Raw genomic sequence first — 16,071 nt, forward strand, 5'->3', positions numbered from 1 at the left:
CTTCATAAAATCTACTTTTCAGGCTTTTTATGATTATCGTTTTGATATATTATTACGCTATTGTATAAAATAATTTTATAAGAAACTTGCAAAATAAAATACCAGAAAACAAGTAAAAGCACCTACATTGTTACAAATCAGTAATCGTTTCTTACACTTTGACACCAACTTTAACCATTGTTTCTATTTTTATATTAAATTTAACTAGATGATACATTTAATATAAATTATGGTCAGTAATACATTAATAAAAAAAACAACGTTTAGTAGAAAATATTACTGTCTATTTTACTGGGCATTTTATTTATCTACCTATTTTATCAAATTAATATGAATATCAAATCAGTTTAACAGGAGTATGGTGATGAATTGCACCATTCATGTAATTATAGAAAATGATAATGTCTTTAAGAATAAGCTGAAATTAATGATGGAATCTTTTGATTACATCTTTAAATTTTATAATAATGAAGAAGTATATATTAGTAATTATACTTACCCTTTAGAGGAAGGAGCAAAGGAATGTATTTTATTATTTTTAAACAATGATGGAAGTCATATTAATAGATTAAATAACATCAATAATAATTTTGGTATCGTTCCTATTATTATTTTATCAGATGAGCCTTCTATTAGTCTTTGTAGAGAGAGTTTCAAATCAGGTGCCTTTGATTTTTTCCCTTTTCCATTCAAAGATATAGAAATATCGAACTCAATTAATTGTGCGGCTGAACGCTTTACACATGAACTTGAAGATTACAAAAAACACATATACTTAACCAATAAATTTGATCGACTTTCTATACGCGAACGCGAAATTATGGATATGATCCTTGATGGCAATACAAGTAAGGAAACTGCCGAGAAGCTCTCATTATCACCGAGAACTGTCGAAGTTCATCGTTCAAATATTTACACTAAATTAGGAATAAAGTCATTACCTCAACTTATTCAAGAGTATGATTATATTAATACTTATCCTAAAAATATGTAATTTATATTATGCATTACCTATTTTGCTATAGTTATTATATTCTGATGGTTTAACCTTAAATCATCAGATATTTTAAATATATAAATGTTTTTACACCTGAAAAAAATCATATATAGATAAAAACTCTAAAGAAACAACTAATAACTAGTTTATTTAGGTTTATAGGTACTGTAACTATATCGATTTATATCGATGCTTTGTCGTAAACTAAAGTCTCAATATAACTTATTTACATTAATATTTTACCTATGAAATAATCACGCTGTTTTTTACAGATTCAGCGTAAAATGAAATGCTAAATTTAACTTTTAACTTTTAACTTACTACACTAAAAAGATCCAACTTAAGTTAAACTCTTTTCTAAATTAATGTTATTTGATTTTAATCAATTTTACATTCTAAAAATTTAAGACTATATTTGATATAACTATCCAATATCTTCATTGATAATACCCCCTCTTGTTCATCTCTTTTTACTTATTAGTTTGTATATTTAATTACTATCTATAAGAAAGCCAACATCGGAATACACACATTTCTGGATGTTGGTTAGCTCATTTACGCTTTGACAATATTTTTCAAATTATTGCAGAATATCAGTAGAAGCGTACCTTTTTTCATGTAAAGTTTCCTATGGCTTCAAAAAATAATGATAACATATCGTTACTTTTTCTAAGGAGAACTAAGTGATTGGTTTAATTATTGTTTCTCATAGCAAACAGCTCGCCGAAGGATTACTTCAGTTAGCAAACCAAATGCAAAATACGCAACATTGTCAAATCAGGATTGCAGCGGGTATCGATGATGATAAACACCCAATAGGCACTGATGCAATTAAAGTGATGGAAGCAATAGAATCCTTAGCAGATGCATCTCACATCATCCTCTTAATGGATTTAGGAAGTGCAATACTCAGTGCTGAAACTGCCCTTGATCTTATTGATTCTGAGCTCGCTAAAAAAGTACGTCTTTGTTCTGCACCTTTAGTTGAAGGTACTATAGCAATGACGGCTGCAGCTTCGGGTGGCGCACCAATAGATACAATTTTATTAGAGGCAAAAAATGCCCTACAAGCAAAGCAACAGCAGTTAAATGAAGATATTAATTTAACTCCCTCAATGCCGAACCAGCTAGCTCCTACATCTAAGTATGCAATAAAAACCCAATGTATAATACAAAACCCAGCAGGCTTACATCTTCGTCCAGCCGCTAAAATTTCATCAACTCTGGGCGCTTTTAAAGCCAATATTCAACTTCGCCATGGCAACAAAATAGCCGATGCCAAGAGCATGAATCAAATTACGCTCTTACAAGCTTATCAAGGCGACAAAATTGAATTAATCGCTGAAGGTGAAGATGCACAAGCAGCAATTGACGCTTTTAATCTATTAGCAGATGAAAATTTCGGCGATGACATTAATACTATTGGCAATTCAAATTTAGTAGGAGAAGTTGTATTTCTGCCGAATGTATCAGGCTTAGCCTATCATCTACCGACTTGTATTGAGCACGAGAATAAATCACCACAAGACAATGCTACAGAAATCCAAAGAATGACGCAGGCGCTAAATCAAGTATGCACATATCTCGACACTTTAGCTGATGAGACCGCAAAAATAAGGAACAATAATATTGCAGATATCTTCCACGGTCATAGTTTATTATTGAGTGATGAAGCGCTACTTGAGGATTTAACGCAGCATATTAAGCGCAATTCTACCCATGCCGAATCTGCAATATTATCTGTTTTTAATGAAATGGCAGCTCAATACAAACAACTCTCTTCTCCTTATCTCAAAGCAAGATTTATTGATATTGAAGATTTAAAAAATCAATTATTAAAAACATTGGCTCAGCACACAGCGACGAAATACGCTTTTGCTGAACCAACCATTTTGATAAGCCAAGATCTTGGCCCAATAGAATTAATGCAACATATTCAACCCATGCTTCGTGGTATTGTATTAGCGCAAGGATCGCCATATTCACATACAGCAATTATTGCGACAAAGATGGGCATTCCTATGCTGGTTAATCTTGGTGAAAAGGTAAATAAAATCCCACCGAAAAGTAAGTTAATTCTTTCACTTGAAAAATCCACTTTATCTATTGATAAATAAGATATTATGGCTCATCCCCTATTCATTCATTATGAATAAATGAGCCTATTTATAATCTTTAATATTAATCTCATATTGCTTTAATTTGCGCCACAATGTCGTTCTACCCATATTCAAAACTTGATGCATCTGTTGAACTTTCCCATTACAAGAATTGGCAGCTTCAATAATTAAAGCTTTCTCAACTTTTTGCACATTAAGCTCTTTAAAAAAAGGGTTAACTTTAGGCTCGCATGCTAATTGTTGTAAATAAAAATGACATTTTAATTTTTCACTCACTTCTCTGCCCAACGAATGTGCTAAAGCCAGTAATATAGTGCTATTTATCTCATTCGTGGATAGTGCAACAACTGCAAGTAAATTACTTTTCTCTAAATAAATTGGGGCTAAATAATAAAATCTACCGAGCAGTTCAATCGAATGTATAAATAACTGACTTTGGGTCTCTTTAGCGATATATTCCGAAAGTGAAGCAGCAATATTGGACGATTTTTCACAAGAATGACTTAACCAGAGTATTTTTCCTTGTGGCTCCATCAACGAAACATCAACTTGCATATCATTTTTAATCAATGCTAAGCCGTCCATTATCGTTACACTCGCAAGTGTAGTTAATAATTCCGATGTTATTGAATTTAAGGCTTTATCTGATAAGTTGGCCACAATGGAACCCGTTGTATTGAGAAGCATAATCACCCTTATAATGAGTAAGTCTCATTTGATTATGTCTACTTAGGATTTAATTTTCATATTCTAGATCAATGTATTGTTTGATAGATTTTCAACCATTGATCTAAATCAATATTCACATATTGGAAGTGAAAATATTCGATAAAAATGACGAAGAAAAGCCCACTTATTTAGACATAAGTGGGTTTTAAAATGAATTAAAAAAGGGTAAAACTGTTAAGCTATACCGATTGAACTCAAACACCTGTTCGCCATTGAAATAAACCATATCAGCAATTTCTTGCTAATTTTTACCTAAAGAATAAATAAAATTGTATTTATCGACAAAAATGATTTTCCGAGTAAATTGAAACTATTAACGATTAATTGAGCGAGCAATACGTGAGTAGGTATGTCTAACACCACGAATAACAATGCCATAATTTAAAATGTTTTCGGGTAATGCAATGCCGTTATATCCCGAATCACCAATATGATGTAAATCGGTTCCAGCCATTTTACACATCAGCGCAATTTGCCTAATAGTTTGAACATCAGCTCCTTCCTGTGAGGTCCCGATAGCCGTCATCGTCATCACGCCTTGAGAGTGACAATAACTCACCATTTTTTGGACAAACTCTAAAGAAATCCCGGGAACAGTGCCTGGTGCCGGTAGTAAAATAATATCTGCGCCACTACTAATAAAGGTACGAATATCTTCCTCAGTAATTAATTGCTCAGCAGATGCATTTAGCACTCCAGCCGCATGCATTTTTCCAGTAATCAACACCACATCATTGTCGACAACCGCTTTGAGCTCTTTCAAACTTTGGTTAATTTCTTGGTTAGTGACGCCATTGCCCGGGTTTCCGGTTAACACAATGATATCAACGCCCATTTCTTTTAATTTTATCGCATTTTTAACCGTCGCTAACCGCCCTTCTGATATTTTCCATTGCACATCTTGCGTTGGATTATTAAAGCCTGCGGGGACAGGCTCTAGATTGACACCAATAGCACGACCAGTCAGACGCTTTAATGTCCGAATAATATCATTCGTAGGAATACCTTCGGGTAAACCTTGCATAATAGGATTATTCACATCAAATACATTCAACAATAAAATATCTGCGCCTTGACTTGCCGCTAACTCTGCATTTGTGACAGTCATCAATACGGGTTGTAATGTGCCGATTGTTTCTGACACTAATAGACGCCCTTCACTTCCTTTAATCGATTCTAATAAATCCTTTTTACCTAATCGTAAAATTTCAGAAGCTGAACAATCAAGATAACGTTTTTGCATTTACAGTACCTTCATGAGTCGATGAATTTTAAATAAGTTAATTATATTTATTCGAATATATCACGACAGAAATAATAAAAATCCCATACAACTCACTTCTCATAAAGTTATTTTGTTTAAATTAATAACTTCACCTAATAAATTGATTATTATAGTTTTTTGATAAATAGATAACCCATATCGAATTTTATCTAAAATTTTCACTTGTATTCATTGAATAGTAATGATTATCATTAAAGTTCTATATTAAATAATGGTAAGGACGTATCAATGAAACTCGCCTATCAAGCCGCTGTTTCGGGTCTAGTATTATTTTCAGTTACTGCATTCGCTCAAGAATATCCACTCGGTCATCCTATTATTAAGAATGGAATGGAGATTCAAGGTGTCTATCTACAACCTATCACGATGGATACCGAAGAAGGGCATCATGCGATGTCTCACCTAGCAGCGGATAAAGCGGATATTCACTTAGAAGCGGACATTCATGCTGTTGAAGATAATCCAAATGGCTTTGCAGAAGGTGATTGGATCCCTTACCTCACTATCGAATATTCTGTGACTAAGCTGGGTGATAAACCACAAACTCAAACGGGCACTTTCATGCCTATGGTGGCAAGCGATGGTCCTCATTATGGGGAAAACATCAAATTAGATGGCAACGGTAAATACCGTGTGACTTACAAAATCTATCCACCTTCATATAATAAACAAGCTGCATTTGGTCGCCATATCGATAAAGAAACCGGTGTTGCTCCATGGTTCCAGCCTTTTGAAACTACTTGGGATTTCGACTACGCAGGTGTAGGTCGTAAAGGTAGTTACTAATTAAATTCAAATTAGTAAAGGGCTTACCGTGGGCTATTTTCTCACGTAAGCCTTTTTTGTTTGTCGTTATTGATTAATTATTCGAGCTCATAATGAAAACATTACTCAGCCTTTTACTGGTTATCATTTATGCATTAACCCCTCAGACTGTATTTGCTGCTGAGAAATTTACCGTTGAATTAGAAATGAAAAATGGGGATTTAATTCCACGTGTTCTTGAAGTCCCTGCAAAAACAATTATTCGCATCAAAATCACCAACACAGGTACAGAGCCTGCCGAATTTGAAAGTCTTCAACTACGAAAAGAAAAAGTATTAGCCCCGGGGGCAAGCTCCGTTGTGGTCATTGCACCGCTCAAACCTGGCACTTATACCTTCTTTGATGACTTTCACCTTTCTCACCCTAAAGGTGAGATCATTGCAAAATAGTAGGATTTAAAATGGGGCAAGTTCTCTTTGTAGTATGGCGTGAAAGCTTTGAAGCACTTTTAGTCATCGGCATTATTTATGCTTGGATTAAACGTCATCCAGATGCACGTAATGGTATGAAATTCCTCTGGGGTGGTGTTGCACTCGGAATTATTATCTCAATTGTTCTCGCATTACTTATTTATGGTGTCTTCAATGTTCTTGATGATACTGGCCAATCTCTATTTATGATATTTATGGAAATACTCGCCTGTATTTTGATTGTCCAAATGGTCTATTGGATGAACAAACATGGCAGTTCCATGAAATCTGAAATTGAAACTGGAATTAGCCGCAATGCTGAACACCATAACTGGTGGGGAGCCACAATTATTATTGCCATCGCGATCGCACGTGAAGGCAGCGAAATCGTCGTCTTTCTCTCGAGCTTTATCATGTCGCTCAATGCTGAAAACGCAAGTGAATTTTTCTTAGAGGCTGGCGGTGGCATTCTTATTGCAGCGTTAACATTATATGCCTTCCTTTTAACTAATCGTTTTGTTTCTTGGAGAATTTTCTTCAAAGTAACTGGAATTATTTTACTTTTCCTTGCGTTATCGTTATTACTAAAAGGCGTAGAAGAAATCGCTAATTTGCTAATTGAATATGATTATTCAATTCCTGAGTTTCTGATTTACCCCGCTTGGGATAGCACCGCATTTCTAGATGATTCAAATATTGCAGGTAATTTCATCTCTTCATTTTTTGCGTATCGCTCTCAGCCTATTTGGTTAAGTGTTATTACCTTTGTTGTTTACTGGATTGTCGTTATTACGTTATTCACGCGGAGCAAAAGAAATGCGTAAAACAATAACCGTAATTTTCAGCTTTCTTTTACTGACAATCGTATCCCTGCCTGCCTATACCAAAGCCCTAAGATCCCCTGTGCAAACAGGGGACGATATTGTGATAGCCAAAGGTGATATCGCAACCCCAGAAAAGTATCAGCAAGCAATTCGAACCTATTTGCTATTTGCAACTAATGAACTTGGTGAGATGGTTTCTCAATTAGAGATACTAAATCAAAGCTTAAAAAAGGGTGACCTACAAAAAGCGCAAAATGCTTACATCACAGCACATCAACATTATGAAGCGGTTCGTCCTATCATCATGCTATTTGGTAATACGGATAGGACGATTAATCCACGAGCTGATTATTTTCTTGATAAAGAAAAAGATTATCGTTTCACCGGATTCCATTTAGTTGAATACCGCTTATTTGAGCAAAAAGATGTTAAAACTGCGTTACCTGCTGCCGAAGAATTACTCCTCAAAGGACGTGATCTTTATAAACGCGTACAGACTGAAACGATTGAAATACCTAAACTTGTACAAGCTTCCGCTGATTTTATTGAAATGATCCTCGAAACAAAACTTGCGGGAAAAGAGAATATTTATAGTCAGTCTGATTTAGCCGATATCGCGGCGAACCTCAGAGGTGCTCAAGAAATCATTGAGGTCATTTCACCTTTTATTCAATCTAAAGAGCTCGACCAAATAAAAGAAAATGACCAACACATAAACAAAATAATACAGTCGTATCAACTCACTAAAGGTAGCTATTCACCTTATAGCCAATTAAATCAAAAAAATAAAATGCGGCTATATTCGCTACTAACGCAACAAGCTGAAGCACTCGCAACATTACGTGCGCAGCTAGATGTTGATGTTTATTATAAATATTAAGGCATATACTTATGCGAGCTAAACGTAAAAGTGAACCACAATCTGTCAATTTTTCCAGACGAAGCGTATTAAAAACCTTAGCTATCGGCAGCGCAATTTTTGCGGCGCCTGCACTTAAAGCAAAAGAGCAAATCAATAACTGCCAACTCACTTATGATAAAGCCATCAATTTTCTGGGTGAACATCAAGCAGGGGTATTAACACCTGAGCAAAAAAATGCATCATTTATTGCCTTTAATGTTACAACAACTTCAATCGAAGAGTTACAAACACTCTTCACAATACTCACACAACGTATTGCCTATCTAACTCAAGTACAAAAAGCGGCATCAACCTCAAATGATAAAATGCCACCTGCTGAATCGGGTATTCTCGGCACGCTATTACAACCTGATTCTTTAACTATTACGGTATCACTAGGTAATAGCCTTTTTGATTCGCGTTTTGGATTAGATAAAATCAAGCCCCATTATCTGGTTGAGATGACCAGTTTTCCCAATGACCGGCTAGAGGAAAAATGGTGTGGTGGCGATATCGTGCTGCAAATATGTGCAAATAGCCAAGAAAGTGTCATTTATGCATTACGAGATATTTTGCGAAATACGGGGCAATTATGGTTTCCATTGTGGAAAATTGATGGTTTTCTCCCCTCAAGAGATATCGACCAACGCACTACCCCCATTAATCTTTTTGGCTTTAAAGATGGTACAGGCAACGCGCCAACAAATGATGCCGCGCTTATGAATGAACTCATTTGGATAACCGCAGAAAATAAAGAACCTGCATGGTGTGCAGGGGGCACATATCAGGCAGTGCGCTTAATACGTTTCAACCTTGAATTCTGGGATAGAACCCCGCTTGAAGATCAAGAAAATGATTTTGGCCGCCACAAAAGTACCAGCGCGCCTATTGGTATGAAACATGAAAATGACGACCCTAGCTTTGAGAAAGACCCTCATGGCGATCGTATCTTATTTGACTCCCATATGCGCCGTGCTGAACCCCGTAACCCTGAACGTTATACGGCAAAATTAAGGCGTAGAAGCTACAGTTATTCACTCGGATTAACCGAAAGTGGAGTACTTGATATGGGATTAATTTTCGTATCCTATCAAAAGAACTTAAAAACAGGATTTATTGATACACAAAAACGCCTTAATGGTGAACCCTTAGAGCGCTATATTAAGCCATTTGGTGGTGGGTATTACTTCGTGTTACCGGGTGTTCAATCTGCAAAAAATAACTTAGCACAAGGTATGTTTGAAGCCCTAAAACAAGCCTAATAATATCTTAGGCAAAATACTTTGCCAGAAACTAAAAAATGACTAAAAAAAGGGAGGCTAAGCCTCCCTTTTTTAATAACATCACTAATTCAAATTATTTTAGCACGTTATAAATAACCGTTTCACCCGCAACCACTTGGCCTTCAACTAAAATCTCAACACCCGCAAAATCATCGATATTACTGATAATTACAGGGCTTATCATTGATTTAGCATTAGCTTCAAGGAACGGAAGGTCTAATTTTAGAATCGGTGTACCGGCTTCAACTTCAGCACCTTCTTCAACTAAACGAGCACAGCCTTCACCTTTAAGTGCCACAGTATCGATACCCATATGAACAATGAGCTCAACACCATTTTCAGTTTCTAGGCAAAATGCATGATTAGTTTCAAAGATTTTCACAACGGTACCCGATGCAGGCGCGAGAACTTCGTCACTTGTCGGTTTGATAGCAATACCATCACCCACAATACGGCTAGAAAACGCTTCATCAGGTACATCATCAAGTGAATAAACTTGACCGCTTACCGGTGCCACCAATGACAGAATGGTATTTCCTTTAGCTTTGGTCGGTTCCGCCACTTTAGCCACTGTAGGTGCAGCCGTTGGCGCTGATGCTGCGATAGGACCTTTTGCAATCACATCACCCATTGCTTTAGCAACTAGCTCTGCTCTTGTTCCCACGATGACTTGTACGTTTTGTTTATTCAAACGAATAACACCAGATGCACCAATACGTTTAGCCATTGCATCATTTACAATCGCAGAGTCTTTAACCGTTAAACGTAGACGTGTAATGCAGGCGTCAATATTAACAATGTTATCACTGCCACCAACTGCTGAAACATATTGGCGTGCTTCTTTTTGAATATCGCTATCGTTGTGGCTTTCTGGACTTAGATTTTCATCATAGCCATCAATAGTTTCATCACCTGAATCTTGTTCACGACCTGGGGTTAACAGGTTGAATCTTAGGATCATGAAACGGAAAATGACATAGTAAATACAGAAGAAGACTAAGCCTTGAACAATCAACATGAACCACTTAACTGCAAGTGGGTTACGTGTTTGTAATAGCATATCCACAAGACCCGCACTGAAACCGAATCCTGAGATCCATTCCATCGAAGCGGCAATATAAACAGAAATACCTGTCAATAATGCGTGGATAACAAACAGAACAGGTGCAACAAACATGAATGAGAATTCAAGTGGTTCAGTGATACCTGTAAAGAATGCAGCAAAAGCACCGGCAATCATAATACCCGCAACTTTCGCTTTATTTTCAGGACGTGCACAGTGATAAATAGCTAATGCCGCACCTGGTAAACCAAACATCATAATTGGGAAGAAACCAGCTTGATAGCGACCAGTAACCCCTATAGTAGCAAGACCTGCCTCAATTGACTTCGCGCCGCCAAGGAAGTTAGGAATATCATTAATACCCGCAACATCAAACCAGAACACAGAGTTAAGAGCATGGTGTAAACCAACAGGGATAAGCAAACGGTTAAAGAATGCATAAATACCAGCACCCACAGAACCCATATCCTTAATGCTTTCACCGAATGAAACTAATCCATTAAATACGAGAGGCCAAACATACATCAGTATGAATGCCAAGAAAATCATTAGGAATGAAACTAAAATTGGAACAAGGCGACGACCACTAAAGAATGACAGCGCTTTAGGTAGCTCAACGCCACTATAGCGGTTATATAATTCAGCGGACAACACACCGACTAAGATACCGACGAACTGGTTATTAATTTTATTGAATGCAGCTGGTACAGTTTCCACAGGCACATTCATAATCATGGAATAAGATGCAGGAGAACACAGTGTTGTAACAACTAAGAAGCCAACAAAACCGGTTAACGCAGCAGCACCATCTTTATCTTTTGACATCCCATAGGCAACACCAATCGCAAACAGCACGGACATATTTTCAATAATCGCCGCACCAGATTTGAGTAGTAATGCCGCGATTGCACTATTAGAGCCCCAACCATCTGGGTCAATCCAATAACCAATCCCCATAAGGATCGCGGCCGCTGGTAATACTGCCACAGGCACCATAAGTGCCCTACCAATCCGCTGTAAGTAGCTAAGAATATTCACAAACTCCCCCTTTATAACCCTGTTTTGCCCCATACGCGGGATCTTATTTTTCATTCAATTAAAGAATAATTTAACTGAATAATAATATCAATTTCATAGTGTAAATTAATTCTTTCGCGATACAAAATAAATAGGTGAGATTTGTGATAAATGTCAACGAATGAAGCTGTTCATTGCTTAATTTAGTAGCTATTATGCAAAACTTATTTTATGATTAAAAATAACTTTTGCAGTGAATTTGACTGCCTATTTTTAATATACGTCAAGATACATTCAAACAATTGGTGTCGCTAATACTCCTGCAACTCAATGTATAAATTACGATATACTGTTAATTCAAGTTGCAAAAAGACACCAAACAAAACGCGCTCTAATAGCATACTTATGTATGTTGTTTAGCTAGATGAATGTTGCTAACGCACATGCAGCTTGAAGTATGATTACGATATACTCTACATAATTTAAGTTTATTAAAGGTAACTTACATGAGGCTTCTTCCACTAAATAATGCATATGATGTCGGTGTTTGGTCTGCTCAATTTATTGCCGATAAAATTAACGCATTCAACCCTACCGCTGATCGCCCTTTTGTTCTTGGCCTACCTACGGGTGGAACACCATTAGCGACTTACAAAGCATTAATCGCGTTATATCAAGCAGGTAAAGTTAGTTTTAAACATGTTGTCACATTCAACATGGATGAATATATCGGTATTCCAGCTGATCACCCGCAAAGTTACCGTACTTTTATGTACGAAAACTTTTTCAATCATGTTGATATTCAAACTGAAAATGTCAACTTGCTTAACGGTAATGCAGCGGATGTTGATGCTGAATGCCTCCGTTATGAAGAAAAAATGAAATCTTACGGTAGTGTGAATTTATTCATGGGTGGCGTGGGTAATGATGGTCATATTGCATTTAACGAACCGGGTTCATCGCTAAATTCTCGTACACGTATTAAAACGTTAACACCAGAAACTCGCCAAGCAAATTCACGCTTTTTTGATAACGACATCAATCAAGTTCCTAAATTTGCACTCACCGTAGGCGTTGCTACGCTTATGGATGCACAAGAATTGATGGTACTAGCAACAGGCGCAAATAAAGCAATGGCAGTGCATGCTGCGGTTGAAGGTCCTATAAATCATTTATGGACTGTAAGCTGCGTACAAATGCATCCAAAAGCACTTATTGTCTGTGATGAACCTGCAACACTCGAACTCAAAGTTAAAACGCTGAAATATTTTAAACAGCTTGAGTCTGAAATTCTTGGACAATTTAACTAAAATTATATCGATTAACCGATCAGCTCAAACTGATCGGTGACTGTTTTCCTTTCAGAGGTCAGGAGTTATTAACTTATGTATGCACTCACTAATTGCATTATTTATACCGGTCATGAAAGGCTGGATAACCATGCTGTTATCATTGATGGCGAAATCATCAAACATGTTTGTCCTGTCTCTGAGCTTCCTTCGACGATTAAACAACACGATCTAAACGGAGCAATACTTTCTCCTGGATTTATTGACTTACAAGTCAATGGTTGTGGTGGTGTCCAATTCAATGATAATAAAGAAAATGTAACATTGAAAAATTTGGATATCATGCAAAAAGCCAATGAACGCACTGGCTGTACGAGCTACCTTCCAACTTTAATTACGTGTTCAGATGAACTCATGAAGCATGGCATCAACGTCATGACTGATTATCTAAAAAATAATAAAAATCAGGCGCTTGGTTTACACCTTGAAGGGCCTTATATAAACGTCATCAAAAAAGGGACGCACAATCCTGACTTTATTCGTCAACCTTCAGCGCAGATGATCGATTACTTGGCCGCACATGCAGAAGCCATTACTAAAATCACATTGGCGCCAGAAATGGTTAGCGATGATTTCATTCATCAATTAAAAGATGCGGGGATCATTATTTCTGCTGGGCATTCAAATGCGACCTACGAAGAAGCGAAGCAAGGTTTCAAAGCAGGTATTCGTTTCTCTACTCACCTTTTCAACGCAATGCCTTATATTTCAGGGCGTGGACCAGGCCTAGTAGGTGCGATTTATGATACACCTGAAGTTTATGCTGGCATTATTGCGGACGGCCTCCATGTTCAATGGGCCAATATCCGTAACAGTAAACAACTTAAAGGCGATAAGTTAATTTTAGTGACAGATGCCACAGCACCTGCCGGAATTGATCCTCAAACTGGTGAAATGGATCATTTTATCTTTGCAGGTAAAACAATATACTACCGGGATGGATTGTGTGTTGATGAAAACGGCACACTCAGCGGTTCATCACTCACCATGATCGATGCCGTTAAAAATAGTGTAGAACACGTAGGCATAGCATTAGATGAAACATTGAGAATGGCAACACTGTATCCCGCAAGAGCGATTGGTGTTGATGATTCTTTAGGTTCCATCGTCCCGGGTAAAATTGCTAACTTAACTGCGTTTAACCACGACTTCAAAGTCCTAGCCACTTATGTGAATGGAGAAGAAGTCTACAAAAATGAGTAAATAGCTAATGAATCAAAGCCACACACTAAAGCAAATTGGTAATATTGATCTGGTAAAACAACTAAATAGTGCCGTGGTATATAGCCTAATAGACCAAAATGGGCCAATATCAAGAATTCAAATAGCGGAACAAAGCCAACTTGCCCCTGCAAGTGTGACTAAGATTACACGTCAATTACTCGAACGTGGTTTAATTAAAGAAGTTGACCAGCAGGCCTCCACTGGAGGCCGTCGCGCCATCTCCATCGTCTCTGAATACAAAAATTTTCACACCATAGGTGTTCGTTTGGGTCGTTATGATGCAACCATTGCGCTCTATGATCTAAGTGGCAAGATGATTGTCGATGGACATTACCCCATCACAGAACCCTCCCAGCAAGCTGTAGAGCAAAAGTTGATAGCGGCTATAGAAGATTTTATTGATATCAACCAGCGACGTATTAAAGAGCTCATTGCCATTTCTGTTATTCTCCCCGGCTTAGTTAATCCCAATAGAGGCATTGTTCACTATATGCCACATATCAAGGTCGATAATTGGCATCTTATTGATAATTTACAAGATTACTTCAATATCACTTGCTATGTTGGTCATGATATTCGCAGTTTGGCGCTAGCGGAAAGCTATTTCGGGGCAACTCGTGATTGTGAAGATTCACTTCTCGTGCGTATTCATCGTGGTGCGGGTGCCGGTTTGGTGATCAATAAAGAGATACTTCTCAATCATCGCGGCAATTTAGGTGAAATTGGTCATATTCAAGTCGATCCACTTGGTGAACTTTGTCATTGCGGTAATTTTGGTTGCCTGGAAACAATCGCATCCAACCAAGCTATTGAAAATCGAGTCAAACAACGTTTAGAGCAGGGTTATACCAGCTCACTAACGCTTGAAACTTGCACCATTTCTCATATTTGTCAGGCGGCGAATAAAAGTGATTCACTCGCAACTGAAGTCATTCAACACGTTGGGCGACAAATAGGTAAAGCAATTGCGATTACAATTAACTTGTTTAATCCTGAAAAGGTTGTTATTGCTGGTGATATCACAGAAGCCGAACAGATTTTATTGCCTGCAATTCAAAGCTGCATTGATACTCAAGCACTAAAAGGGTTTCGTGAAAACTTACCCATTGTGACCTCCCAACTCGTTCATAATTCAGCAATCGGTGCCTTTGCTCTCACCAAAAGAGCCATGCTCAATGGTGAGTTATTACAAAAACTGTTTGACCAATAAAAATTGATTATTTTTGCCGAAAGTTGATCTTAAATGACTTTCGGCCTAATCTAACATCTCATATTTTTGTTTTTTTTTATGACTTCATAACATCCGTTTTATTTTTCAGCACGTGATATCAAAGCTATCAAGTAGAAACGGGGGGGAATTAGCAAAAATCACCTTTTATCAATTATGAGGTTGTTTTTTTGCTGTCTTTATCGACAAAGTGATTATTCATCAAACAAACAGACGGGTTTTCTCAAAAATAGTGCAAAAAGCTGTTGACTGTCCTGCCTGTAATTAGCATAATGCGCTCCGCAACGCCGATGAAGGTAATGCAAAAGAGTTGGCTATGTAGCTCAGCTGGTTAGAGCACAACACTCATAATGTTGGGGTCACAGGTTCGAATCCCGTCATAGCCACCATAATTTGCGGGAGTGGCGAAATTGGTAGACGCACTAGATTTAGGTTCTAGCGCCGCAAGGTGTGCGAGTTCAAGTCTCGCCTCCCGCACCATTTCCTTCTCGGTGAAATAGATTTTAAGATTGGGGTATCGCCAAGCGGTAAGGCACTAGGTTTTGATCCTAGCATTCCCAGGTTCGAATCCTGGTACCCCAGCCAATCTTATCTATTTTTAATTTAATTAGTTGTGAGTATCCTCGGATGGGGTATCGCCAAGCGGTAAGGCACTAGGTTTTGATCCTAGCATCCCCAGGTTCGAATCCTGGTACCCCAGCCAACTACTTCCCTGTTAGGGTTGTCTTAGTAAAAATATCTTAAAGTTTTAAAATATTGAATGGCTATGTAGCTCAGCTGGTTAGAGCACAACACTCATAATGTTGGGGTCACAGG

Annotated in this window: 13 protein-coding genes and 4 tRNA genes; 14 read left to right on the plus strand and 3 right to left on the minus strand. The window is 37.5% G+C overall.

All coding sequences use genetic code 11. From position 1 onward, the window contains the following. Positions 1-364: 364 nt before the first annotated feature. Both ACTH6U_RS15920 and dhaM read left to right on the plus strand, forming a co-directional pair. Entirely contained in the window at positions 365-994 is a 630-nt protein-coding gene (locus ACTH6U_RS15920) for a response regulator transcription factor (RefSeq protein ID WP_294104974.1), read from the plus strand. A gap of 686 nt (positions 995-1,680) precedes the next feature. Then, positions 1,681-3,114 (plus strand): dihydroxyacetone kinase phosphoryl donor subunit DhaM, encoded by a 1,434-nt coding sequence (dhaM, locus tag ACTH6U_RS15925; RefSeq protein ID WP_441832599.1) that lies wholly within the window; start codon positions 1,681-1,683, stop codon positions 3,112-3,114. Between the two features lie 45 nt (positions 3,115-3,159). Here the strand turns inward: dhaM and ACTH6U_RS15930 are convergent, their stop codons facing one another. Beyond that, positions 3,160-3,804, minus strand: a complete 645-nt coding sequence (locus tag ACTH6U_RS15930; protein ID WP_441832600.1) for a helix-turn-helix domain-containing protein — start codon at positions 3,802-3,804, stop codon at positions 3,160-3,162. Positions 3,805-4,159: 355 nt separating this feature from the next. Continuing rightward, positions 4,160-5,089, minus strand: coding sequence for a DUF7916 family protein (locus ACTH6U_RS15935; protein WP_441832601.1), 930 nt, complete (start codon positions 5,087-5,089; stop codon positions 4,160-4,162). Positions 5,090-5,359: 270 nt separating this feature from the next. On the opposite strand from ACTH6U_RS15935, the gene ACTH6U_RS15940 reads away from it, so the two are divergent. The 5 genes from ACTH6U_RS15940 (at position 5,360) to efeB (ending at position 9,353) form a co-directional block, all read left to right on the plus strand. After that, complete coding sequence (locus tag ACTH6U_RS15940) at positions 5,360-5,917, plus strand: iron transporter (RefSeq protein ID WP_294104984.1); 558 nt, start codon at positions 5,360-5,362, stop codon at positions 5,915-5,917. A 92-nt stretch (positions 5,918-6,009) separates the two neighbouring features. Then, positions 6,010-6,345 carry a cupredoxin domain-containing protein gene (locus ACTH6U_RS15945; RefSeq protein WP_294104986.1) on the plus strand — a complete coding sequence of 112 codons (336 nt, stop codon included), beginning with the start codon at positions 6,010-6,012 and terminating at the stop codon, positions 6,343-6,345. Positions 6,346-6,356: 11 nt separating this feature from the next. Further along, positions 6,357-7,190, plus strand: a complete 834-nt coding sequence (locus tag ACTH6U_RS15950; protein WP_434719583.1) for an FTR1 family iron permease — start codon at positions 6,357-6,359, stop codon at positions 7,188-7,190. Beyond that, positions 7,183-8,070, plus strand: coding sequence for an EfeM/EfeO family lipoprotein (locus tag ACTH6U_RS15955; protein WP_294104991.1), 888 nt, complete (start codon positions 7,183-7,185; stop codon positions 8,068-8,070). Before ACTH6U_RS15950 ends, ACTH6U_RS15955 begins: the two co-directional genes overlap by 8 nt. A gap of 11 nt (positions 8,071-8,081) precedes the next feature. Beyond that, entirely contained in the window at positions 8,082-9,353 is a 1,272-nt protein-coding gene (gene efeB / locus ACTH6U_RS15960; protein ID WP_441832602.1) for an iron uptake transporter deferrochelatase/peroxidase subunit, read from the plus strand. A 94-nt stretch (positions 9,354-9,447) separates the two neighbouring features. Here the strand turns inward: efeB and nagE are convergent, their stop codons facing one another. Next, positions 9,448-11,475 (minus strand): N-acetylglucosamine-specific PTS transporter subunit IIBC, encoded by a 2,028-nt coding sequence (nagE, locus tag ACTH6U_RS15965; RefSeq protein ID WP_434719586.1) that lies wholly within the window; start codon positions 11,473-11,475, stop codon positions 9,448-9,450. A gap of 485 nt (positions 11,476-11,960) precedes the next feature. Here nagE and nagB point away from each other — a divergent pair, with 485 nt between their 5' ends. The 7 genes from nagB (at position 11,961) to ACTH6U_RS16000 (ending at position 15,958) form a co-directional block, all read left to right on the plus strand. After that, positions 11,961-12,764, plus strand: a complete 804-nt coding sequence (gene nagB, locus ACTH6U_RS15970) for a glucosamine-6-phosphate deaminase (protein WP_434719587.1) — start codon at positions 11,961-11,963, stop codon at positions 12,762-12,764. A 75-nt stretch (positions 12,765-12,839) separates the two neighbouring features. Beyond that, on the plus strand, positions 12,840-14,006 hold the full coding sequence (gene nagA / locus ACTH6U_RS15975) for an N-acetylglucosamine-6-phosphate deacetylase (RefSeq protein ID WP_434719588.1): 1,167 nt from the start codon (positions 12,840-12,842) through the stop codon (positions 14,004-14,006). A gap of 7 nt (positions 14,007-14,013) precedes the next feature. Next, entirely contained in the window at positions 14,014-15,237 is a 1,224-nt protein-coding gene (nagC, locus tag ACTH6U_RS15980; RefSeq protein ID WP_294105001.1) for a DNA-binding transcriptional regulator NagC, read from the plus strand. Positions 15,238-15,567: 330 nt separating this feature from the next. Continuing rightward, positions 15,568-15,644: transfer RNA gene (locus tag ACTH6U_RS15985), tRNA-Met, on the plus strand. A gap of 6 nt (positions 15,645-15,650) precedes the next feature. Next, positions 15,651-15,735, plus strand: a tRNA-Leu gene (locus ACTH6U_RS15990). Between the two features lie 30 nt (positions 15,736-15,765). Then, positions 15,766-15,840, plus strand: a tRNA-Gln gene (locus tag ACTH6U_RS15995). A 43-nt stretch (positions 15,841-15,883) separates the two neighbouring features. Beyond that, positions 15,884-15,958 (plus strand) — tRNA-Gln (locus ACTH6U_RS16000). The last annotated feature ends 113 nt before the right edge of the window (positions 15,959-16,071 follow it).

Source organism: Providencia sp. (genome assembly GCF_052096715.1).
Taxonomy (GTDB): Bacteria; Pseudomonadota; Gammaproteobacteria; order Enterobacterales; family Enterobacteriaceae; genus Providencia.

Bases quoted from the DNA above. Each gene is read 5' to 3' on its own strand.
- ACTH6U_RS15930 (WP_441832600.1), bottom strand. From the start codon at position 3,804: ATGCTTCTCAATACAACGGGTTCCATTGTGGCCAACTTATCAGATAAA.
- nagC (WP_294105001.1), top strand. From the start codon at position 14,014: ATGAATCAAAGCCACACACTAAAGCAAATTGGTAATATTGATCTGGTA.
- nagA (WP_434719588.1), top strand. From the start codon at position 12,840: ATGTATGCACTCACTAATTGCATTATTTATACCGGTCATGAAAGGCTG.
- ACTH6U_RS15955 (WP_294104991.1), top strand. From the start codon at position 7,183: ATGCGTAAAACAATAACCGTAATTTTCAGCTTTCTTTTACTGACAATC.
- efeB (WP_441832602.1), top strand. From the start codon at position 8,082: ATGCGAGCTAAACGTAAAAGTGAACCACAATCTGTCAATTTTTCCAGA.
- ACTH6U_RS15950 (WP_434719583.1), top strand. From the start codon at position 6,357: ATGGGGCAAGTTCTCTTTGTAGTATGGCGTGAAAGCTTTGAAGCACTT.
- ACTH6U_RS15940 (WP_294104984.1), top strand. From the start codon at position 5,360: ATGAAACTCGCCTATCAAGCCGCTGTTTCGGGTCTAGTATTATTTTCA.
- ACTH6U_RS15945 (WP_294104986.1), top strand. From the start codon at position 6,010: ATGAAAACATTACTCAGCCTTTTACTGGTTATCATTTATGCATTAACC.
- ACTH6U_RS15935 (WP_441832601.1), bottom strand. From the start codon at position 5,089: ATGCAAAAACGTTATCTTGATTGTTCAGCTTCTGAAATTTTACGATTA.
- nagB (WP_434719587.1), top strand. From the start codon at position 11,961: ATGAGGCTTCTTCCACTAAATAATGCATATGATGTCGGTGTTTGGTCT.
- ACTH6U_RS15920 (WP_294104974.1), top strand. From the start codon at position 365: ATGAATTGCACCATTCATGTAATTATAGAAAATGATAATGTCTTTAAG.